This window comes from Deinococcus ficus, assembly GCF_003444775.1.
Lineage (GTDB): Bacteria > Deinococcota > Deinococci > Deinococcales > Deinococcaceae > Deinococcus > Deinococcus ficus.
The window spans coordinates 2712790-2733185 of sequence record NZ_CP021081.1 but is presented as its reverse complement, the minus strand read 5'-3'; the positions used below and the strand labels follow the sequence as shown (position 1 = coordinate 2733185).

The 20396-nt window shown below is 68.0% G+C and carries 17 protein-coding genes; 11 read left to right on the top strand and 6 right to left on the bottom strand.

Features of this window, described 5'->3' with window-relative positions:
* From DFI_RS13335 to DFI_RS13320, 4 genes are all read left to right on the top strand, one after another.
* Entirely contained in the window at positions 1-879 is an 879-nt protein-coding gene (locus DFI_RS13335; protein WP_022800816.1) for a carbohydrate ABC transporter permease, read from the top strand.
* A gap of 55 nt (positions 880-934) precedes the next feature.
* Positions 935-2263, top strand: a complete 1329-nt coding sequence (locus DFI_RS13330) for a GH1 family beta-glucosidase (protein ID WP_022800817.1) — start codon at positions 935-937, stop codon at positions 2261-2263.
* A 28-nt stretch (positions 2264-2291) separates the two neighbouring features.
* Positions 2292-4295, top strand: coding sequence for a carbohydrate binding domain-containing protein (locus DFI_RS13325; RefSeq protein ID WP_027464189.1), 2004 nt, complete (start codon positions 2292-2294; stop codon positions 4293-4295).
* A gap of 97 nt (positions 4296-4392) precedes the next feature.
* Positions 4393-5292 (top strand): diacylglycerol/lipid kinase family protein, encoded by a 900-nt coding sequence (locus DFI_RS13320; protein WP_027464190.1) that lies wholly within the window; start codon positions 4393-4395, stop codon positions 5290-5292.
* Between the two features lie 2 nt (positions 5293-5294).
* Here the strand turns inward: DFI_RS13320 and DFI_RS13315 are convergent, their stop codons facing one another.
* Positions 5295-5807, bottom strand: a complete 513-nt coding sequence (locus tag DFI_RS13315; RefSeq protein ID WP_051308283.1) for a MarR family winged helix-turn-helix transcriptional regulator — start codon at positions 5805-5807, stop codon at positions 5295-5297.
* A gap of 142 nt (positions 5808-5949) precedes the next feature.
* On the opposite strand from DFI_RS13315, the gene DFI_RS13310 reads away from it, so the two are divergent.
* The 3 genes from DFI_RS13310 to DFI_RS13300 all read left to right on the top strand — a co-directional run bounded on the left by DFI_RS13310 (position 5950) and on the right by DFI_RS13300 (position 7087).
* Positions 5950-6516, top strand: coding sequence for a hypothetical protein (locus tag DFI_RS13310; protein ID WP_027464191.1), 567 nt, complete (start codon positions 5950-5952; stop codon positions 6514-6516).
* A 147-nt stretch (positions 6517-6663) separates the two neighbouring features.
* Positions 6664-6843 carry a hypothetical protein gene (locus tag DFI_RS13305; RefSeq protein ID WP_022800822.1) on the top strand — a complete coding sequence of 60 codons (180 nt, stop codon included), beginning with the start codon at positions 6664-6666 and terminating at the stop codon, positions 6841-6843.
* Between the two features lie 34 nt (positions 6844-6877).
* Positions 6878-7087, top strand: coding sequence for a hypothetical protein (locus DFI_RS13300; RefSeq protein WP_027464192.1), 210 nt, complete (start codon positions 6878-6880; stop codon positions 7085-7087).
* A 64-nt stretch (positions 7088-7151) separates the two neighbouring features.
* On the opposite strand, the gene DFI_RS13295 is transcribed toward DFI_RS13300, so the two are convergent.
* Together DFI_RS13295 and DFI_RS13290 are read right to left on the bottom strand one after the other, a co-directional pair.
* The gene (locus tag DFI_RS13295; RefSeq protein WP_027464193.1) at positions 7152-7946 is read right to left on the bottom strand and encodes a hypothetical protein; all 795 of its coding nucleotides are present in this window, start codon (positions 7944-7946) and stop codon (positions 7152-7154) included.
* Positions 7947-7997: 51 nt separating this feature from the next.
* Positions 7998-8372, bottom strand: coding sequence for a hypothetical protein (locus DFI_RS13290; protein ID WP_043779574.1), 375 nt, complete (start codon positions 8370-8372; stop codon positions 7998-8000).
* Positions 8373-8444: 72 nt separating this feature from the next.
* Here DFI_RS13290 and DFI_RS13285 point away from each other — a divergent pair, with 72 nt between their 5' ends.
* The 3 genes from DFI_RS13285 to DFI_RS20270 all read left to right on the top strand — a co-directional run bounded on the left by DFI_RS13285 (position 8445) and on the right by DFI_RS20270 (position 12462).
* Positions 8445-9569, top strand: coding sequence for a PQQ-dependent sugar dehydrogenase (locus DFI_RS13285; protein WP_027464195.1), 1125 nt, complete (start codon positions 8445-8447; stop codon positions 9567-9569).
* A gap of 194 nt (positions 9570-9763) precedes the next feature.
* Positions 9764-11899 carry a hypothetical protein gene (locus DFI_RS20275; RefSeq protein WP_155864607.1) on the top strand — a complete coding sequence of 712 codons (2136 nt, stop codon included), beginning with the start codon at positions 9764-9766 and terminating at the stop codon, positions 11897-11899.
* Complete coding sequence (locus DFI_RS20270; protein ID WP_155864608.1) at positions 11896-12462, top strand: hypothetical protein; 567 nt, start codon at positions 11896-11898, stop codon at positions 12460-12462. Before DFI_RS20275 ends, DFI_RS20270 begins: the two co-directional genes overlap by 4 nt.
* 85 nt (positions 12463-12547) lie before the next feature.
* Here DFI_RS20270 and DFI_RS13280 read toward each other — a convergent pair whose 3' ends face one another.
* From DFI_RS13280 to DFI_RS13270, 3 genes are all read right to left on the bottom strand, one after another.
* The gene (locus DFI_RS13280) at positions 12548-15553 is read right to left on the bottom strand and encodes an adenosylcobalamin-dependent ribonucleoside-diphosphate reductase (RefSeq protein WP_027464196.1); all 3006 of its coding nucleotides are present in this window, start codon (positions 15551-15553) and stop codon (positions 12548-12550) included.
* A 310-nt stretch (positions 15554-15863) separates the two neighbouring features.
* Positions 15864-16835 (bottom strand): NAD(P)H-dependent glycerol-3-phosphate dehydrogenase, encoded by a 972-nt coding sequence (locus DFI_RS13275; protein ID WP_027464197.1) that lies wholly within the window; start codon positions 16833-16835, stop codon positions 15864-15866.
* Positions 16832-17581 (bottom strand): class I SAM-dependent DNA methyltransferase, encoded by a 750-nt coding sequence (locus DFI_RS13270; RefSeq protein WP_027464198.1) that lies wholly within the window; start codon positions 17579-17581, stop codon positions 16832-16834. Before DFI_RS13270 ends, DFI_RS13275 begins: the two co-directional genes overlap by 4 nt.
* Before the next feature lie 476 nt (positions 17582-18057).
* Here DFI_RS13270 and DFI_RS13265 point away from each other — a divergent pair, with 476 nt between their 5' ends.
* Entirely contained in the window at positions 18058-20361 is a 2304-nt protein-coding gene (locus DFI_RS13265; protein ID WP_027464199.1) for an endonuclease MutS2, read from the top strand.
* Positions 20362-20396: the final 35 nt, after the last annotated feature.

The window sequence follows — 20396 nt, the reverse complement described above, 5'->3', positions numbered from 1 at the left end:
ATGACCAGCCTCACCGACCGCGCCCCCGCCGTCACCCGCCGCCCGGCCCGGGGCACCCTGCCGCCCCTGTCGCGGCTGGGGGCGTACCTGCTGATCCTGCTGGGCGCCGTGCTCACCATCGCGCCCTTCTACTTCATGTTCGTGTTCGCCACCCACCCCCGCGACGAGATCTTCCAGCTGCCGCCGCCCCTGTGGTTCGGCACGAACCTGGACGAGAACTACACCAGCCTGATGGAACGCACGCCGTTCTGGCGCAACCTCTGGAACAGCACCTACCTGGCGGTCCTGACCACCGCCACCACTATGTTCTTCTGCACGCTGGGCGGCTTCGCGTTCGCCATGTACGACTTCAAGGGCAAGAAGCCCCTGTTCGCGCTGCTGCTGGCCACCATGCTGATTCCCGGCACGCTGAACATCGTGCCGTTCGCGCTGATCATGCAGGCCCTGGGGTGGATCGACCAGCCGCGCGCCCTGTGGGTGCCGGGCATGGCGAGTGCCTTCGGGATCTTCCTGATGCGGCAGTATATCGGCAGCGCCATCCCGAAAGACCTGCTGGAAGCCGCCCGCATCGACGGCGCCACCGAATTCGGCATCTTCCGCCGCATCATCCTGCCGCTCAGCGGGCCGGCCATGGCCACCCTGGGCCTGGTGACCTTCGTGCAGTCCTGGAACGCCTTCCTGGGCCCGCTCATCATCTTCCGCTCCGCCGAGACCTTCACCGCGCCGCTCGCCATCCGCGCCCTGCAGGGCATCGCTAACACCGACTGGGGCGCCCTGATGTGCGGCGTGGCCCTGACCGTGCTGCCGCTGCTGATCCTGTTCGCCCTGGCCTCCCGGCAGCTGATCGAGGGCCTCACCGCCGGCGCCACCAAGGGCTGAGCCCCGCCCAGCCCCGCCCCATTCCCGCACCCCCGCCCCACCTCAAGGAGCCACCATGACCGTACAGCGCGCCGATTTCCCCCCGAACTTCATCTTCGGGACGGCGACCTCCTCCTACCAGATCGAAGGCGCCACCCGTGAGGACGGCCGCCAGGACAGCATCTGGGACACCTTCTGCCGGGAACCCGGCCGCATCCGCGACGGCAGCAGCGGCGACGTCGCCTGCGACCACTATCACCTGTGGCCCGACGACCTGAACCTCCTGAGTGAACTCGGCGTGAACGCCTACCGCTTCTCCGTCGCGTGGCCCCGCATCCAGCCGACCGGGTCGGGCCCCGTGAACGCCGCCGGGCTGGACTTCTACGACCGGCTGGTGGACGGCCTGCTCACGCGCGGCATCCGCCCCTACCTGACCCTGTACCACTGGGACCTCCCGCAGCCCCTGCAGGACCTGGGCGGCTGGACCAGCCGCGAGGTCGCGCACCGCTTCGCGGAGTACGCCGCGCACGTCGCCGGGCGCCTGGGGGACCGCGTGGCGAGCATCGCCACGCTGAACGAACCGTGGTGCAGCAGCTTCCTCAGTTACGAGATCGGCGAGCACGCTCCCGGCCACCGCGGGGACCGCCGCGGCGCCCTGGCCGCCGCGCACCACCTGCTGCTCGGGCACGGGCAGGCCATGCAGGCCATGCGCGCCCAGGGCGTGAAGGCCGACCTGGGCATCGTGCTGAACCTCACGCCCGCCTACCCCGCCACCGACAGCCCCGCCGACCGGGACGCCGCCCGCCGCGCGGACGGCACCGCGAACCGCTGGTTCCTGGACCCCATCTACCGCGCCGCGTACCCCGAGGACCTCCTCGCGGACTTCGCCGGGGACCTGCCGGACATCCGGGACGGGGACCTGGACGTGATCGCCGCGCCGCTGGATTTCCTGGGCGTGAACTACTACAGCCGCACGTACGCCTCCGCCGACGGTCAGGCCCGCCCGCAGGGCGCCGGGTACACGCACATGGACTGGGAGGTGTACCCCCAGGGCCTGACCGACCTGCTGGTGCGCCTGGACCGCGAGTACGGCGCGCGGAACCTGCTGATCACCGAGAACGGCGCCGCGTACCCGGACGAGCGCGGCACCGGCAGCGTGGTGCACGACCCGGAACGCGTGGCGTACTACCAGTCGCACCTGGGTGCCTGCGCCGAGGCGATCCGCCAGGGCGTGGACCTGCGCGGGTACTTCGCGTGGAGCATGCTGGACAACTTCGAGTGGAGCTGGGGCTACAGCCGCCGCTTCGGGCTGTTCTACGTGGACTACCAGACGCAGGAACGCCTCTGGAAGGACTCCGGGCTGTGGTACCGCGACCTGGTGCGCGCGCCCGTCGCCGCCGACTGAGCCCCCTCCCGCGTCCCCAGGAGACCCCATGACCGAGCCTTCCTTCCCGCGTCTCCCGTCCCCCACCTTCCGGCTGGCCCTGACCCTGCTGGCCCCCCTGGCCCTGCTCACGGCGTGCACGCCCGAAGCCGGGTCCGGCCCCACGCCCCTGTGGCAGGACGAATTCACCGGCACCACCCTGAACCCCGCCCACTGGGGGCACCAGACCGGCAACGGCTTCATGAACGGCAGCGAGTACGTCTCCGGCTGGGGCAACAACGAACTGGAGTACTACACCGACCGGCCCGCGAACGTCCGCGTGGAGGACGGCCAGCTGGTCATCACCGCCCGCAAGGAGGCCTTCACCGCGCCGGCCGGCGGCACCCCGCAAACCTTCGGGTGGACGTCCGGGCGCATCCGCACCGCCGGGAAGTTCAGCCGCACGTACGGAAAATTCGAGATCCGCGCCAAGTTCCCCACCGGGAAGGGCCTGTGGCCGGCCATCTGGATGCTGCCGGAAGACCCCAGCCCGTACGCCTCCTGGGCGGCCAACGGCGAGATCGACATCGCCGAGGGCTGGGGCAGCAAACCCACGCAGGTCGCGCACACCCTGCACTACGGGGGCGTGTGGCCCAACAACACCTACTCCGGCGTCACGGCCGAGGTGCCCGGCGGCGTGAACGACTGGCACACCTACACCCTGGAATGGCGGCCCGGGGAGATCGTCTGGAAGATCGACGGGCAGGTCACCCAGACCAAGACCGCGTGGTGGAGCGCCGCGCAAAACCCGCCCGGGAGCGACGCGGACCTGAACCCCTGGCCCGCGCCCTTCGACCGGCCCTTCCACCTGCTGCTGAACCTCGCCGTGGGCGGGAACTTCGACGGCAACCCGGACGCCACCACGCCGGACGCGGCCGAGATGCGCGTGGACTACGTGCGCGTGTACGGCCTGGAGGACGAGGCGCGCGACCCCGGCGCCCGCCCGGACATGACCTACCCCTGGACGCCCCGCCCGGCCCGGCCGGCGCTGCCCGACGGGAACCTCGTGTACAACCCGTCTTTCGACTGGGCCGACACCGACCCCCGCGTCACGCCGGACGCCACCCACCTGGACGGCGTGCCCCAGAGTGCCTTCTGGACGCTGTTCACGCTGGACAGCGCCGTGACCCTGAGCAGCGACGCCGTGCAGGGCCGCGCCCTGAAGGCCGACATCACCGCGCCCGGCAACGTGAACTACGCCGTGCAGGTCCGCCAGGACGGCCTGAACATCGAACAGGGCCGCCGCTACGAGGTGAGCTTCGACGCCTGGGCCAGCACCGCCCGCGCCATGATGGTGAAAGTGGGCGGCGGGCAGGACCGCGGGTACGCCGCGTACTCCGGCGAGCAGAGCGTGCCCCTGGGCACCGCCCGCACGCGGCACACCCTGACCTTCGACATGAAAGGCACCACCGACGCCGCCGCCCGCCTGGAATTCAACCTGGGCGGCGCCGGAGCGAACGCCGTGTGGCTGGACGACGTGCAGGTCCGGGCCGTGGGGGACGCCGCCGGCCCGCGCCCGCCCGCCCCGGACGGCAACCTGCTGTACAACGCGGCCTTCACGCAGGACGTGCCCGGCGACCCCGGTATTCCCGGCGTGCCCGGCACCGCGTACTGGGCCACCTGGGAGGACGGCGCCAGCGGCCTGAGCGCCGCCCTGCAGGGCGGCGAGATCCAGTTGAAGGTGGCGCACGTGAACCCGGCGAACAACTGGCACGTGCAGCTCAACCAGGTGAACGTGCCCCTCACGCAGGACCGCACGTACACCCTGACCTTCCAGGGCCGCGCCGACACGCCCCGCAGCGTGGCCGTGGTGGTCGGCGAGAACGGCGGCAGCTACGCCCGCTACCTGAACGCCACCGCCGACCTGACCCCCACCGCGCAGACCTTCACGTACACCTTCACCGCGCCCGTCACGAACCCCAGCGCGCAGTTCCAGATTCTGGGCGCCGTCGGCGCGCCCGGCGACGCGTACACGCTGGGCCTGCGCGACTTCCGCCTCACGCCCAAGCCCTGACCTCCCCCTCCTTCACGCCGCGCCGCTGTCCGGGCGCGGCGTTGTCCTGTCCGGCCCTGCCGCCTGGCCCCGCGCGGCGCGCTAGCCTGAGGCCCGCATGCCCCCTTCCGGACAGCCGGCCACGCTGATCTACAACGCCCGCGCCGGCAGCAGCGCCCGCGCGCCCGTGCCCGACCTGCACCGCGCCCTGGAGGACGCCGGGTACCACGCCGCCCTGCACGTCACGCCCGGCCCGGAAGCGCTGCCGGAACTGCTGCGCGCCACGACCGGCACGGTGTTCGTCGCCGGTGGGGACGGCACCATCCGCAGCGCCGCCCTGCACCTGCTGAACCGCCCGGACGTCACGCTGGGCGTGATTCCCATGGGCACCGCGAACAACGTGGCCCGCGCCCTGCGCCTTCCCCTGGACCCGCTGGCCGCCGCCCGCGCGCACGCCCGCACCCGCCCCCGGCCGTTCGACGTGGGCCTCGTCCGCGGCCCCTGGGGCGAGGACCACTTCATCGAGGCGTGCGGCTGCGGGCTGTTCGCGGACATCCTGGACGACTACGGGCCGCACCTGGCGAAAAGCCCCGTGCGGGCGCTGGGCAGCATGCTGGAGGTCTTCACGCGGCAGCAGCCGCTGGGCGTGCGCGTCACCGTGGACGGCCAGGGCGTGCCCAGCCCCCCGCTGGCAGTGCTGGAGGTCATGAACACGCCCAGCACCGGCACCGGCCTGCACCTCGCGCCGCCCGCCGACCCCACCGACGGGCAGTTCACCCTGGTGCGCATGCAGGCCCTGAACCGCGAACCGCTGCTGGAGTACGCCGCCGCCATGCTGCGCGGCACGTTCCACACGCAGCCCGGCGTGCACGCCGACCACGGGCAGGTGTTCACCGTGGCAGACCTGGGGCAGGTGTGGCACGTGGACACCGACCTGCGCCGCAGCGCCGCGCCCGGCGGCGTGGTGGAGATCCGCGTGCAGCCCGGCGCCCTGCGCGTCCTGAGCCCCGCCAACTGACCTCAGGACGGGGTGGCGGCCTCGGCGGGCTCGGCACAGGGCGGCAGGTGGCGCACGAACGCCTCCATGTCCCGCGCGGCCGCCTCCAGGTACCGCGTGAGCCCGGAGCGCTCAGGGCCGGCCAGGCCGTTCACGGCGTTCGAGTACAGCTCCCGCAGGGGCTGCAGGTCGGCGTCCAGGCGGGCCACACCCTGCGGGTCGAGCTGCACCACGGTGCGGCGCCGGTCGGCGGGGTCCGGCACGCGCCGCAGCAGCGCCTGCCGTTCCAGCCGGTCGATCAGGCGCGTGGTGGCGCCCGGCGTGAGGCCGGTCTCGCATGCCAGTTCCCCGGCGCTGAGGCCGCCGTGCAGGTGAACGATGCTCACCGCGAACAGCTCCACCTGACTGATGCCCAGGCGCTGCACGATCCGGTGAGACATCAGGAAGTGCAGCGTGGCGACGCGGTGCAGCAGGCGTTCTACGGGCAGGGGTTCAAGAGGGTCTTCCCGGGGGTGGGGCGTGGGAGGGACAGACATACCTAAGTGTAGGGCGTACGCTTACCTCAGTCGGAGGTTGCACACGCGCAACTACTCGACGTCGACAGGACGACAGGTCAGCCGCGGCCCCCCCCAGTCTCAGCCGCCCGCACAGGTCCTCCTGCCACCCAAGGAGCAGACCATGAAACGCAACATCAGCATGATCGCCAGCCTCGTCCTCCTCGTCGTCGGGATCGCCCTCATGTTCGTCGGGAACTTCGCACACGGGTACGTGTCCGACCAGCTCAAGCAGGAACGCATCGTGATGCCCGCCGCCGAAGGCATCGCCAGCCTCCCGCAGGCCTCCCAGGACGCCCTGAAGCCCTACCTGGGCACGGATCTGGACACGGGTTCTAAGGCGCAGGTGTACGCGAACAACTACATCTGGGAACACATGATGGCCTCGTCGCAGGGCAAGACGTACACCGAAGTGAGCGGGGCGTTCATGAAGGCCAGCAAGGACCCGGCGGCCGACAAGGCGGAAGTGGCGAAACTGGGTGAACTGCGGCAGACGCTGTTCATGGGCGACAGCCTGCGCAGCATCCTGCTGACCGCGTATGCCTTCTGGCTCATGGGTTCCATCGCCACCTGGATCGGCTGGGCCGCGCTCGCCCTCGCCGCCGTGATCGCCGCCTTCACCTTCCTGCGCCGCCCCACGAGCAGCACCGTCCGCACCCCCACCACCCTCGGCACCCCCACGCACGCCTGAACATCCCCGCCCCCAGCACGGCCCCCACCCGGGGGCCGTTTCCCGTCTGCCCCGCCGCGTCCGCCCGTGAAGCCCACCCCAACACCCGCATCAGGCCCCTGAAGGCTGCCCTCACGCCCGCACCATCCCCTGCCCGCACCCTGAGGCATGACCCAGGCCGAGAAGAAAAACGACCCCGACCACAAGAACGACCGCGACAACCAGCCCAAACCCGGCGGGCAACGCGACCCTGGCAATGGCGACCCCAGCCGCGACGAGAAGGAAGGCGACGGGCGCCGCAACGGCAGCGAAAGCGGCGGCGGCAACGACGGCAACAACGACCGCTGACCCCCACGAATCCCCACGGCAAAGGAGGCCCCTCATGGCTGAAGGCGACAACAACCGCACCCCCAACGACACCACCAACACCGACCGCATGACCGACCAGCAGGCCGTCACCAACGACCTGAACACCGGGCCCGGCCGCGGCGCCCGTCAGGAACCCGGCGCGCACAGCGAGGACGCCGTACAGCGCAACATCGTCAGCGACGCCGAGGGCACCCGCGAGGATGACAACGACCCCACCAACTGAACGCAAGCTGCTCACGCTCCCGCCCCGTTTGATCAGGGCGGGAGTTCCTTTTGTCTGCCGGGCCTCAGAACAGCCGGACCAGCGGGAACTGACGCGCTTCAGGCGAGACCCGCAGATGCACCCGCACCACGGCCATGCCCTCCTCGGTCAGCCTGAGATTCTCCCGGCCGTACCCGCCCTGGTAGAACCCCTCCTCCAGCCGCCGGACCGCGTAGACCTCGAAGGTCCGGCCCTTCCGCACGAATAGACAGCTGGACCGCATGGACCACCGGTTATCGCCTCCAAAGTGGGAGGTCAGTTCGGCAGAGCCCCAGAATTGAAACCCGCCCGGACCGGCACCGTAGAGGTGAAGGGCAGACGCTCCGCCCGGCCCGTCCGCGCAGGCCTGCACCAGGGCCAGCTCCCGCCGGCCGTCCGCGTTCAGGTCCTTCACGGTGTACGCCTGGGTCCAGGCACAGAAAGGCCCGCCGCTCCCCGCCGAAGCGTACACCTGCACCCGGTTGCCCTCACCAAACGCGAACACCAGCCACGCCGCATCACCGGCAAACACCTGCAAGACCGTCAGGCGCTCCGCCACCGCCGAACGGAACGGAGCCACGAAGGACAGCAGCACGTGATTCGAATTGATGGGACTGGCCCCATGCCTCGCCAGGAAGGCCTGGAACTCCCGGCGGGCATTCACGGCCCGCGCCACCCCGGAGATGAGGTTCCGCTCCGCGGCCGTGAAGACCTGTTTCACCACGGGCGCAGCGGGATCGTGGAGCAGGGGCAGCTTCTGCACCTCGGACACCGAAGGCAGGGCCTGCGCCCCAGACATCCCCCCGGTGCACAGGGCCAGCAGAACGAGAAGACGACGCATGCGCGCATGGTAGGGGAGACCGCCCGGCCGGCAGGACGCACCTGCCCGCCGTCAGTCCCGCCGGTATTCCTCGGTACCTGTTCCTGCCTTCTCCTGCATCTTCGCCCAGTCCTCGTACGCCAGGGCGGGCAGCAGCGCGAAACTCCCCGCGAACAGCGACGCCACCGCACCCGGCACCCGCACCGGCGTTCGCCCGTTCAGCAGCAGGTACAGCGCCCCCAGCGTGCTCAGGGCACCGATGTCCATGAACATCACCCGCGCGAAGGGACTGCGCCGCAACGTCTCCCGCGTGCCCAGATCCCCCGGCCGCCCGCGCCCCAGCACCGCCGTGCCAACCAGCAGCAGCATGAGCACGCCGTACAGCTGAAAGCGCTCCGGGCCAGGATGACGATAGGACTCCAGGGCAGCCGGCAGGGGAGGGGTCATGCTCCAGCGTACCCGCCCCGGCGAGAGGCGCGGCTTACAGTTCCCCCGCCCACGCACCCGGCACACTGGCCTATGTCCCGCCACTCTGTCCGCGCGGCGCTGACCGGCGCCGCCCTGCTCACCACCCTCGCCCTGGCACAGGGAGCGCCACAGGTGCGGTTCACCCCGTACGCGACCGGACTGAAGCAGGTCACCACCCTCACCCACGCCGGCGACGGCTCCGGCCGCCTGTACGCCACCCTCCAGCCCGGACAGATCCGGGTCATCGAGGGAGGGAACGTGCGAACCACGCCCTTCCTGGACCTCAGTGCCCTCACCCGCGCTGGCGGCGAACGCGGCCTGCTCGGTCTCACCTTCGACCCCAAATACGAAACCAACCGGCGCCTCTACGTGCACTACACCGACCGCAACGGCGACACCGTCCTCGCCCGCTACGCCGCCACCCCCGACTTCAGCCGCGCCGACCCCAACACCGCCAAGGTCCTCTTCACCGCCAAGCAACCCTACGCCAACCACAACGGCGGCCAGCTCGCGTTCGGCCCGGACGGATTCCTGTACCTGGGCCTCGGCGACGGCGGGTCCGGCGGCGACCCGCAGAACAACGGCCAGAACCTGAACTCCCCCCTCGGCAAGATCCTGCGCTTCGACGTCAGCGGCGACGACGCCAAACCCGCCCCGGGCAACCCCTTCCTGAACCGGCAGGGCGCCAACCCCCACATCTGGGCGTACGGGCTGCGCAACCCCTGGCGCTTCTCCTTCGACCGGCAGACCGGCGACCTCATCATCGCGGACGTCGGCCAGAACGCCTTTGAGGAAGTCAACCGTCAGCCCCGCAACAGCAAAGGCGGCGAGAACTACGGCTGGCGCACCCGCGAAGGCCGCACCTGCTTCGAACCCGCCAACGGCTGCCGCACCCAGGGCCTCACCGAACCCGTCCTCGTCTACGGCCGCCAGGAAGGACAGAGCATCACCGGCGGCTACGTGTACCGCGGCCAGGCCATTCCCACCCTCAAAGGCCAGTACGTGTTCGCCGACTTCGCCACCGGCACCGTCTGGGCCGCCCGCACGACCGGCACCACCTGGAACAAGGCCAGCCTGGGCAAGGTCGAGAACCCCTCCACCTTCGGAGAGGACGAGGCCGGCGAACTGTACGTCGCCGAATACGGCAGCGGCCGCGTCCTCAAGCTGGGGCGGTGAGAACCTGATCTTCGCTTCGACAGGTGTTGTTTGCAGTGGCCGGGTTGGTTTCAGTCACTGAGAATGCTTGTCGAACCCGTCAAACAACCTCTCTGTCAAGAGCTGCGTCAACTTCGGCAAGATGCTGGAAGTGAATGGGATAAGTTGAGGACCGGTCCTGAAAAGCTCGCGTCCTCAACTGTTCAAGGTGACTTATGTTTGCTGAGAAACCTCGGAAAGCCCAGCTTCCCAAGAGTCCACAGGCCACAGCTCCAGCAATTCCCTCAAGACAGATTCCCGCTCTGAAGCCCGCTGAGCAGGCCTGGACACGGAACTTCAGCGGTGCGGCCAAAGGTATCAACTTTCAGCTACGCGTTCAACGTGACATCAGCGGTCATCTTCACGCGCGTTACCAGGTTTCTCCCGGAAGGCGTAATGAAGGGTGGCATCTGGAAGGACAACTTCGGGAAGACCACACCTTTGTTCTGAAAGGTACCGAGAATGAAGCGGTTTTTGAAGGACGCTTCAGTCCATCTGGGCATATGCTCAGCGCCTCCTTCCGGAATAAGGAGTTTAGCGTGGATACGCTGCGTCTGATCCGCACCCGTCCGGCCCCACTGCCAATACCTGCTCCAGGCAAGTCAAGTTCCGCAGTGTCACAACTGTCAAAAGGTGCTTTGAATAATGGAGAGTTGGAGTCCCCTGGTCGACCTGAACTCCAGGCCAATCAACAAGACGGACCTGCCAACCCCAATTCGTCCCCTGATCAGGCGCAATGGCAGGCTGTCAAAACAGGTTTAAAGGGCTTTGACGGTAATGCGGAAGTGCAGCAGGCGATTCTTTGGGGCGCACAGAAGCTGAGCATTAATCCAAACGACCTGGCTGCGGTTATCGGTTATGAATCGGCGGGAACATTCAGCCCAGGTGTAGAAAATGAGGAGGCTCGGCGGAAGGGTAAGAAAGGTGCGGTTGGATTGATTCAGTTCACACCGAGTGTAGGGATCCCTGCGTTAAATCAGTTTCTGGAAACCTCAGCAGGCAAGAAAAAAGCGAAGGAGCTTGGAGTCACGGCGACATCAGTCTCCCGTGGTGAACTCCTGAACATGACTCCCGCTGAGCAGATGAAATTCGTGGTGCTTTACTTCACTATACCTATCAACAAATTAACGCCGGGCGATAAGTACGACGCAATTTATCAAGAGATTCTTGCCCCAGGCCGGGAGTCGGAAATCTGGTATCGCTCCACAGACAAGAACGACAATTACGAGTCGAACCGGCAGTTCGACACGAATAACGACGGTCTGATCACGCGGCTGGAGGCAGCTGGCGAGATTCGAGAGCAGGGGTTCGTCACGAACTACTTCAGGCAGGTTCCCGAGCTGTCTCCCGCTGGGGCGGTTGCTGCAGGGAAAACTAAACCTCCGACACCAGTCCAAGCGCAGACTCAAGTCCCCGAGACCCAGCCTGCTGCGCCATCGCACGATTTCGATGGACGTGTCACTGAAGCGCTTGAAGCGTTTACGGAAAAATTTGTATTTTCGGTGACGGTAAACTGGCAAGCGGGAGCAGAGAGAAAGTCGAAGCAGCTAAGTATCAGAACGCCCTATTTCATTTTCAGTGGCGACATGAAAGACCAAGTCATGGCCAATCGCCGCAACATGAATGCGGCCGACCTCCGTGTTTTCTATAAGGCGCCTAGCTTGGCAACCTATGGTAAGGGGAGTCCTGCTGAAATGGCTCGCTTCACTCAGACGCTTGTAGATATGAACCCCTTCGGTGTGCCCCCACAAAATATTTCGTCGGCGATGGTGACTGGCTGGCTGAAGAAATACGGCATAGGGGTTGATTGCTCAGGATTTGTTACCCAAGCGCTTGACTATGCGACCACAAATGTTGTGGGGAAAGATCCTCATCTGGGAGATGCTGGAGTACGTGAGTACAGAAACTCCGGCAGTTTGCACGGCAACGGAGGTCAATTCACTAAAGTGGACTCGCCCAAAGAAGTCAGACCGGGGGATACCATGTGGCTAGAGGGCCATATTCGGGTCGTAACGCGTGTCGGACCAGGGCCAGATGGAAAGGGTATTCAAATGATGATTGCTGAGTCGACGCCTAATGCACAACTTCCTGCTTCCGTAGCGCAGGGTGGGGTCTACCGTATTGGTGTAGACAAAGCGATCTGGTGGTTCCCTAAGACAGACCGGTTTACCTGGTCTGGGGTTAAGAAGAAAGTAAGTGGTTACAACTGGGATCCGCAGGCCAGTGACATCTGGAAGACACCAAACACTCTGCAACAGGAAGCGTTTTATTTCAGTCGTTATAGGCCTCTAGATGCGGGACGGCAGAAATGAAGCCCAAAAGCCTTGGTAGTGAGTCCCTACAACTTCTCGGGCACGGCGCCACCGCGTTTGTGACCACTGTCATGGCCCTGAGCGGTTGGGGGCTGGCAGCTCTCACGCCATTTATGCAGAATTTTGCGCGCGACTACTCACTTAATCTGCTTTCGGAGCGTACTCGAACTGCTGGAGACTGGAGGGTCATAGATCAGGTCTTTCGGGCGCCTTCAGGCAAGCTGACCTTCAACTGGGTCATTCCCAGGCTGGGTGGTCAGGAAACGACCGCTCAATACCTGAACTACGCTTTTGTCAGCCCTAGGGACAACGATGTAGCTGTTCAGATGCTTAAAGACTTTTCCCTGGACGATGAAGTGGAGCAACTGTCGGCGGATGATCTTGAGTCTTGTCTGTCTTATGTCCGGCGCGTCAAGGCGCCGCAGGTCAAAACAATGCTCTGGCGCAAGGAAGGCAGTACTCAGACAAAGGTGTATTGCGGTGTTACCGCTGTGACTGAATACGTGGTCTTCGATCGGCGCGATCTGGGTTCCGCATACTGGAAGCTGAAATTAGGCTGGTAGAGATTGAGCCACATAGAAGCGGGAGGCGACAGTCACGTCGCCTCCTCATATCGTTAAGTCTGGAACTGCTCTCGAACCACCCTTTTTACCCGCATTTGCTGTAGCCGCAGGCCTGGCATTTGAGGCAGCCTTCCTCGCGGATGATGGCTTTCTCCTCGCACACGGGGCAGCGTTCGCGCTGCATGCCGTCCACGCTCACGCCGTGCGGTTCGCTGCTGGGGGCGTGGTCGGTGCTGCCGCCAGCCAGCGGGGGCAGGGCGGGGGCGTCGCCCAGGTCCTTGGCGAAGGTTTCCAGGGCGACGGCGATCAGGTCGGCTTTGCTGCCCACGAGGCGGCCGTTGTAGCTGCCGTACAGGCCGCCGTTGATGCCGCGCAGGGTTTTGATGATGGCCTGGGCGGGCACGCCGTGTTGCAGGGCGATGCTCACGACGCGGCCGAGGGCTTCGCTGTCGGCGTTCGCTTCGTCGCCGGCGCGGCCCGAAATGACCATGACTTCCACGGGCTTGCGGTCGAGGTGGTTGACGGTGACGAGGAAGCTGCGGCGGTGTCCGCTGGTGGGGTCGGTGAGTTTCACCATGTCGGTCACTCCGGCGAGGCGGGCGGGGCGCTGGTATTTGGGGGCGGGCGTGCCGGGCTGGGTGCTGGGGGCGGCCGGGGCGGGGGTGGGTGCGGGGGTCAGATCCACGCTGGCGGTGGTGGTCTGCGTTTCGGGCTGGGTGGGGGTGTCCTCAGTCTTTTTCTCTTTTTTCTTGCTGGTGCTGAGGACCTGGAACTGGCGGCTGCCGTCGCGGTACACGGTGATGCCTTTGCAGCCGGTGCGGTAGGCTTCCTCGTACGCGGTTTTGACGTCCTGCACGGTGGCGCTGTTGGGCAGGTTGATGGTTTTGCTGAGGCTGTTGGCGGCGTAGCCTTCGGCGTCGAAGGCGGTCTGCACGGCGCCCTGCATGCGGACGTGGTCTTCGGGTTTGATGTCGTGGGCGCAGACGAACACCTGTTGCAGCGCGTCGGGGATGAAGGGCAGGCCGACGACGCTGCCGTGGTTCTCGCTGACGGCTTCGGTGACCTTGTCCCAGTCCCAGCCGCCGTCCTTGCCTTCCATGCCGCTGGGGGCGGGGTACGTTTCGAGGAGTTCCACGAACAGCGGGGCGAGGAGGGCGCGGTATTCGCTGCCGATCTTGCGCCAGATGAAGGGGCTGAACACGGGTTCGATGCCGCTGCTGACGCCCATGAGCATGCTGGTGGTGCCGGTGGGGGCGACGGTCAGGACGGCCACGTTGCGGCGGGGCGCGTGGGGGATCTTCTTCTCGTGGCGGGCGTAGACGGGGTACACGCCGCGTTCCACGCCGAGGCGTTCGCTTTCGGCAACGGCTTCCTCGCGCAGGGCGCTCATGATCTCGCTGATGGCGGTGCGGCCGGCTTCGCTGTCGTAGCGCAGGCCCATCTTGATCAGGGCGTCGGCAAGGCCCATGACGCCCAGGCCCAGGCGGCGCAGGTCCTGGGACGCCACGCGGTTGTCTTCCAGCGCGAACACGTTGACGTCCAGCACGTCGTCCAGGAAGCGCACGCAGGTGCGCACGTCGGCGCGGAACGTGGCGTAGTCGAAGTCGCTGCCTTTCACGTACGCGGCGAGGTTGATGGCGCCCAGGTCGCAGGGTTCACCCACGGTGAGGGGAATCTCGCCGCAGGGGTTGGTGCTGCGGATCTCGTAGCGTTCCCCGAGGTTTTTCAGGGCGCTGTACTCGTTCACGCGGTCGTTGAAGATCAGCCCCGGCTCGCCGGTGCTCCAGGCGTGCTGGGCGATCTGGTCCCACAGCCACTGTGCGGGAATGCCGGGGCGGGTCTCACTGGCGTCGAACAGGCCGGGCTGGGCGCTGCGGTACACGGGCACGCCGCGGGCGCCGTCCTCGGCCCGGTCGGGCAGCTCCGGAATCTGGCCGTTGAAGCCGCCCTGCTGCGGCACGAGGTGGTACTTGCCGGGCACGTCCTGCGCGTCGAAGTGCCACAGGGCGCCCTGTTCCAGGGTCTCCCAGAATTTCTGCGTGACCAGGATGCTGATGTTGAAGGTGCTGATGTCGCCCTCGGAGGCCTCGCGGTCCAGGTCCTTGGCAGTCAGGAAGTCCAGCACGTCCGGGTGCTCGATGCTGATGGTCGCCATGCCCGCGCCGCGCCGCGTGCCGCCCTGGCGCACCACGCGCAGCACAGGAGCGTACACGAAGCGCAGGGTGTTGATGGGGCCGCTCTGCTCGGCACCGCGGTTCGCCCATTCGAGGAAGTTGTCGAAGATTTCCAGCAGGAAGCTCACGGGGCCGCTGCTGGTGCCGCCGGAGCCCTTGATGGGCGCGCCCTCGGCCCGCATGCTGCTCAGGTCGATGCGGGGTTCCAGGCCCAGTTTGGCGTCCTCGGCGACCTTGCGGGCCGCGTCGATGATGCCGCCCATGTCGTCCGGTACGGCCTGCACGCCCTCAGGCAGGGTGCGGACCACCGACACGCCGTTCGCGCGGGCCAGGGCCACCAGGTCCGGGCGGATCACCTGCCCGTACACCACCCGCGTCCAGTTGCGCACGGCGACGGGCTGCTTGTCCCCGTCGGGCTGGGTGGGGGGGCGCATCATGCCCTCGATGAAATCCTCCACGTCGGCGTGCGTGGCACTCATGTACGCCCAGCCGCGCACGCCGCTGTCCGCGCGGCTGCTCTGCGCGCGGGGGGCGTACACGTCCAGGTTCACGCCGTTCCCGCCGCCGACCTTGGTGACCAGCGCGAGTTTCTTCGCGACCTCCATCACGCCCTCGAAGGAGCTGGGAGCGTGTTCGGTGGCGCCCTGCACGAAGCAGTTCAGGACGTTGCCGTGCTGCGTGCCCGCGCCGGCCAGGACGCGCCCGCCGGGGCAGAACTTCTTCTCGGCCATCAGGTCGAAGTACGCCTGCGCCCAGTGCTCCCGCTCGGCTTCCGTCTCGGCGCCCGCCACCCAGTTCGCAATCCGGCGGAACATGCCGCCCACGTCCCCGTCGCCGGGCTGGAGGTACTGCCGCTTGGCGATGTGCTGGGCGTTCTCGTCGAAGTTCGTCAGGGGCTGCGAGGCCAGGGTCGTCATGGGGACTCCTTGAAGGGAAACAGGGGAAAGCGGGATTGAAACGCGAAAGGGGCTGGGGACGGGCGCGGGCCAGTCCAGGGAAGGATTCCGGCAGCGCTGGGCGGGCGGGAACCAGTGGGCGGTGGGGTCTCGTGGTACAGCGTGAACTGTAACACCTTCCTGCCCCTGAAGGTACAACATTTGGTACCCGGCCGGATGTGCAGGTACACCATCCGTCATTGACTGCGGCTGCACCTCTCGGCCAGCACGGAAAAATAAGGCCCGAATTGGTCCCGAGTCAAACCGGCGGGGGCAAAGACCACCCCGGGCCCTACTCCGGTTTCGCCTCGCGTTCCATCAGGTGCGCCACGCCGCGCGCCGGCGTCCACTCCCGCGCCGTGACCCGGTGCACGGCCCGCACGATCGGCAGGTCCACCCCGTGCGCCGTCGCCCAGGAATCCAGCAGGTCCGCAGTGCGCAGGCCCTCCACCACCTTCCCACCCTGCCCCGGGTGCTCCCCGCGCGCGATCGCCTCGCCCGCCGCGCGGTTGCGGCTGTGCCGGCTGGTGGCCGTGGCGATCAGGTCCCCCAGGCCGCTCAGGCCGTACACCGTGTCGTCCGCGCCGCCCTGCGACACCACGTACCGCACCATCTCCCTCAGGCCCCGGGTGGTCAGGGCGGCCTTGGCGTTGTCGCCCAGGCCCAGGCCGTCCACCATCCCGGCCGCCAGCGCGATCACGTTCTTCAGCACGCCGCCCAGCTCCACGCCCACCACGTCCGCGCTCGTGTACACCCGCAGTGTGGGCGTGATCAGGGCGCGCTGCACGCCCAGCGCCAGCGCCTCGTCCGTGCTGGCCACCACCGTCGCGGCCGGCAGGCCCCGCCCGACCTCCTCGGCGTGGTTCGGGCCGCTCAGGACCGCCACCCGCGTGAAGCCCAGCTCGTGGGCCAGGTCCGTCAGGCGCTCACCGTCCGGCGCGAGGCCCTTGGCGCACAGCACCACGCCCAGGTCCCGCGGCAGGTCCGCCAGCAGGTCCGGCACGCCCACGCTCGGCACGACCACCAGCGCGAACTCCGCCCCGGCCACCGCCGCGCCCAGATCCGCCGTGACCTCCACGTCATCCGGCAGGGCCACGCCCGGCAGGTACTCGGCGTTCACCCGCTCGCGGGAGAGCCGCGCCGCGAACTCCGGCCGCCGCGCCCACAACCTCACCGCCTGCCCGCCCCGCGCGGCACTCACCGCCAGGGCCGTACCCCAGCCGCCCGCGCCCAGCACCGGCAGCGCCGGGCCCGCCCCGGTCACTGACCCGCCTCCCGCCACGCGAACACCCACACGCGCGGCACGTCCGGCGCCGGGTCTGCGTAATCCGGGTACTCCACGATCTCGAAACGCGTGAACCCCGCGCCCTCCAGCAGGGGCCGCAGTTCAGCCGGGTCGTAGCCGCGCTCGCGGTGCGTCTCCACGAACTCCTGGTCCCCCACCCGGCAGAAGGCCTGCACCACGCCCACCTCGGCGTCCGGGTCGAAGTGATGCGACCAGTGGTAGTGCACCTCCCCGCCGCCCTGCAGCGGCGCCAGGCCCTCGATGGCGTCCCCCTCCCACAGTTCCCGCACGCCCACGCGCGTGTTCACGTCGAACGCGAACAGGCCCCCGGGGCGCAGGTGCGCGTGCGCCCGCGCGAGCGCCGCCCCCAGGTCCTCCGGGGTGAGCAGGTTGTTCAGGCTGTCGAACACGCACGTGACCAGATCAAAGGCCCGCTCCAGCGTGAAGGTCCGCAGGTCGCCGCGCACGAACGTCACGCCCGGCGTCCGGACCCGCGCCTCGCGCAGCATCTCCTCGCTGAAATCCAGGCCGGTCACGTCCAGCCCGGCCGCGACAAGTTCACGCGTGAACCCGCCCGTGCCGCACGCCAGGTCCAGCGCCGCTCCCGGCGTGAGCCCGCCGTCCCGCGCGTACGACAGCACGAAATCCGCCCAGTGGTCGTACTCCACGTCCGCCATGATCGCGTCGTACACAGCTGCCAGCGCGGAGAAAGGGGGGGAATGCATGGCGGGAGTATAAGAGCAGCGCCCCGCCGTCATGCCCGGCCGGAAGCAGGCCAAGGTGCCTGACAGGCAATAAAAAACGCGCCACCTGGGCGCTGATAGAGAAAAATATAGCGCGGTATGCAGCGCGGGTCAAGGCCATGCACCGGGACGCAGAACGGCGCGCGGTCCGGGCCGCACGGGGCCGGTGGATCGGAGAGCTGGTGGCCCCGGCGTGCCGCACCATCGCGGGAAACGTGAGGGCCGTCGCTGCCGTCATGGGCATGACGGCCTCCTCGTGCTGTGCCGGCGTTTCCCGCGCCAGCCGGACTGCTGGCCGGCCCCCCGCTTTCGTGCCCAGGCGACACAGAATCCACATGGGAAGTCTCGTCATGTTCAGCCAGTCGCACCCGGGCCGGATGCCGCCGCGCCGGACACAGGCCGGTAAGCCACTCAGCGCACGTTTTCTCCCGGGCACGTTGTTATGCTGCGTACCCGAGATGCCGTTCGATGCCCGCGCCCTGAATGCCCTGGATTTCCCCCGTGTCCGTGACGCCCTCGCGGAACGGAGCGCGACGTCGCTGGGCACCGAGCGCGCCCGGGCGCTTCAGCCCAGCGACGACCCCGGCCGCATCGCGCGGGAACTGGACGAGGTCGAAGACGCCCTGTTCGGCGTGAGCCTCAGCCTGGGCGGCATTCACGACATCCGCGAACTGCACGCCCGCGCCCAGGAAGGCCGCGTGCTCAGCGGTCAGGAACTGCTGCAGGCCGCGTACTCCCTGGACGGCGCCATGACCGTCAAACGCGCCATCGGCGCGAACTCCCGCGGCCCGCTGCGCGAGGTTGCCCTGGGCCTCGGCGACCACTCCGAGCTCGTGCGCCGCGTGCTGTCCGCCCTGGACCGCGAAGGGCAGGTCCGTGACGACGCCAGCCCCCGCCTGCGGGACCTGCGCAAACGCATCGAGCCGCTGCGCGGCCGCATCCGCGAGAAGCTCGCCAGCACCCTGGAAAAATGGGCGGACGTCCTGCAGGAGCACATCGTCACCATCCGCCGCGACCGCTACGTGCTGCCCGTCCAGGCCAGCCGCGTCGGTACTGTGCAGGGCATCATCGTGGACGCCTCCGCGACCGGGCAGACGTACTTCGTGGAACCGGCCGCCGTCACGCAGCTGAACAACGAACTCACCCGCCTGATCCTCGACGAGGAAGCCGAGGTCCGCCGCATTCTCACCGACCTGTCCGGAGCGTTTGCCGCCGACGCCGACGTGCCCATGACCCTGATCACCGTCGGGGAACTGGACCTGATCGCCGCCAAGGCCCGCCTCGCCCGCGACTGGCGCCTCAACCGCCCCGAACAGGCCCCCAGCGGCCAGTACGACCTGCGCGAGGCCCGCCACCCCCTTATCGAGAACCCCGTCCCCAACGACATCGCGCTGGGCGACACCAAACTGCTCCTGATCACCGGCCCCAACATGGGCGGCAAGACCGCCACCCTCAAGACCCTCGGGCTGGCCGTCCTGATGCACCAGTGCGGGCTGTACGTCGCCGCCGCCAGCGCCCAGCTGCCCGTCGTCCAGGACGTCCTCGTGGACATCGGCGACGAGCAGAGCATCGAGGCGAGCCTCAGCACCTTCGCCTCCCACCTCAAGCACCTGCGCTACGTCCTGCGCCACGCCAGCCCCGACACCCTTGTCCTCGTGGACGAGCTCGGCAGCGGCACCGACCCCGACGAGGGCGCCGCGCTCTCCCAGGCGATCATCGAAACGCTGCTCACGCAGGACGCCCGCGGCATCATCACCAGCCACCTCTCCCCCCTGAAACTCTTCGCGCTGGAAACCCCCGGCCTGAAAAACGCCAGCATGGGCTTCCAGCTCGACACCCTCAGCCCCACCTACCACCTCCAGGTCGGCCAGCCCGGCCGCAGCTACGCCCTGGCCATCGCCGGCCGCATGGGCCTGCCCGCCGGCGTCCTCGCCCGCGGCGAGGACCTGCTCGGCCCCGAGGCCGGGATCATGGAACGCATGCTCGAGGGGCTGGAACGCGAACGCCGCGACCTCGCCCGCGAACTCGAGACGGCCACCCAGGCCCGCCAGGGTGCCGAGGCCGAACTCGCCCGCGTCCGCCAGGAACGCGAGACCCTCGAAACGCGCCGCACCGAGATGCTCGCCGAGGCCGCCCAGAAAGCCGAGGCGCTCTACGCCGACGCCATCGAACGCGTCCGCACCCTGCGCGCCCGCGCCCAGGAAGACACCGCCCGCCCCCGCGTCATGCAGGAACTCCGCGAACTGCGCACCGCCGCGCAGAAAGCCCGCCCCGCCCCCCCGGCCCGCGAGGACCGTGGCGACCCCATCCGCGTCGGCAGCAACGTGGACGTCCCCGCCTACAACGCCAGCGGCCAGGTCCTCGAACTGCGCGGCGACGACCTCGTCGTGCAGCTCGGCGTCATGAAAGTCGGCGTGAAACGCCGCGACGTCCGCCTCAAACAGGAACCCAAACCCGCCCCCGGCCAGCCCAAACTCCGCAGCGGCTTCAGCTTCGCCGGCACCACCCCCAACACCTTCAGCAGCGAACTGCAACTCCGCGGCCTGGGCGTTGAGGAAGCCGTGGAAGAACTCCGCACCGCCATCCTCGAAGCCCGCGCCATGAAAGAAAGCCCCCTGCGCGTCGTGCACGGCAAGGGCATGGGCGTCCTGCGCCGCACCCTGCGCGACTACCTCAAAACCGACAAGAACGTCGAATCCTTCCACGACGCCGAAGCCAACCAGGGCGGCCACGGCGTCACCATCGTCAACGTCAGACGCTGAAGATTCGCGCCAGTGATCTTTGTGTCAACGTCGTG

Excerpts from the sequence above, each read along its gene's own strand:
- DFI_RS13335 (WP_022800816.1), top strand. The coding sequence starts at position 1 with ATGACCAGCCTCACCGACCGCGCCCCCGCCGTCACCCGCCGCCCGGCC.
- DFI_RS13330 (WP_022800817.1), top strand. The coding sequence starts at position 935 with ATGACCGTACAGCGCGCCGATTTCCCCCCGAACTTCATCTTCGGGACG.
- DFI_RS13325 (WP_027464189.1), top strand. The coding sequence starts at position 2,292 with ATGACCGAGCCTTCCTTCCCGCGTCTCCCGTCCCCCACCTTCCGGCTG.
- DFI_RS13320 (WP_027464190.1), top strand. The coding sequence starts at position 4,393 with ATGCCCCCTTCCGGACAGCCGGCCACGCTGATCTACAACGCCCGCGCC.
- DFI_RS13315 (WP_051308283.1), bottom strand. The coding sequence starts at position 5,807 with ATGTCTGTCCCTCCCACGCCCCACCCCCGGGAAGACCCTCTTGAACCC.
- DFI_RS13310 (WP_027464191.1), top strand. The coding sequence starts at position 5,950 with ATGAAACGCAACATCAGCATGATCGCCAGCCTCGTCCTCCTCGTCGTC.
- DFI_RS13305 (WP_022800822.1), top strand. The coding sequence starts at position 6,664 with ATGACCCAGGCCGAGAAGAAAAACGACCCCGACCACAAGAACGACCGC.
- DFI_RS13300 (WP_027464192.1), top strand. The coding sequence starts at position 6,878 with ATGGCTGAAGGCGACAACAACCGCACCCCCAACGACACCACCAACACC.
- DFI_RS13295 (WP_027464193.1), bottom strand. The coding sequence starts at position 7,946 with ATGCGTCGTCTTCTCGTTCTGCTGGCCCTGTGCACCGGGGGGATGTCT.
- DFI_RS13290 (WP_043779574.1), bottom strand. The coding sequence starts at position 8,372 with ATGACCCCTCCCCTGCCGGCTGCCCTGGAGTCCTATCGTCATCCTGGC.
- DFI_RS13285 (WP_027464195.1), top strand. The coding sequence starts at position 8,445 with ATGTCCCGCCACTCTGTCCGCGCGGCGCTGACCGGCGCCGCCCTGCTC.
- DFI_RS20275 (WP_155864607.1), top strand. The coding sequence starts at position 9,764 with ATGTTTGCTGAGAAACCTCGGAAAGCCCAGCTTCCCAAGAGTCCACAG.
- DFI_RS20270 (WP_155864608.1), top strand. The coding sequence starts at position 11,896 with ATGAAGCCCAAAAGCCTTGGTAGTGAGTCCCTACAACTTCTCGGGCAC.
- DFI_RS13280 (WP_027464196.1), bottom strand. The coding sequence starts at position 15,553 with ATGACGACCCTGGCCTCGCAGCCCCTGACGAACTTCGACGAGAACGCC.
- DFI_RS13270 (WP_027464198.1), bottom strand. The coding sequence starts at position 17,581 with ATGCATTCCCCCCCTTTCTCCGCGCTGGCAGCTGTGTACGACGCGATC.
- DFI_RS13265 (WP_027464199.1), top strand. The coding sequence starts at position 18,058 with ATGCCGTTCGATGCCCGCGCCCTGAATGCCCTGGATTTCCCCCGTGTC.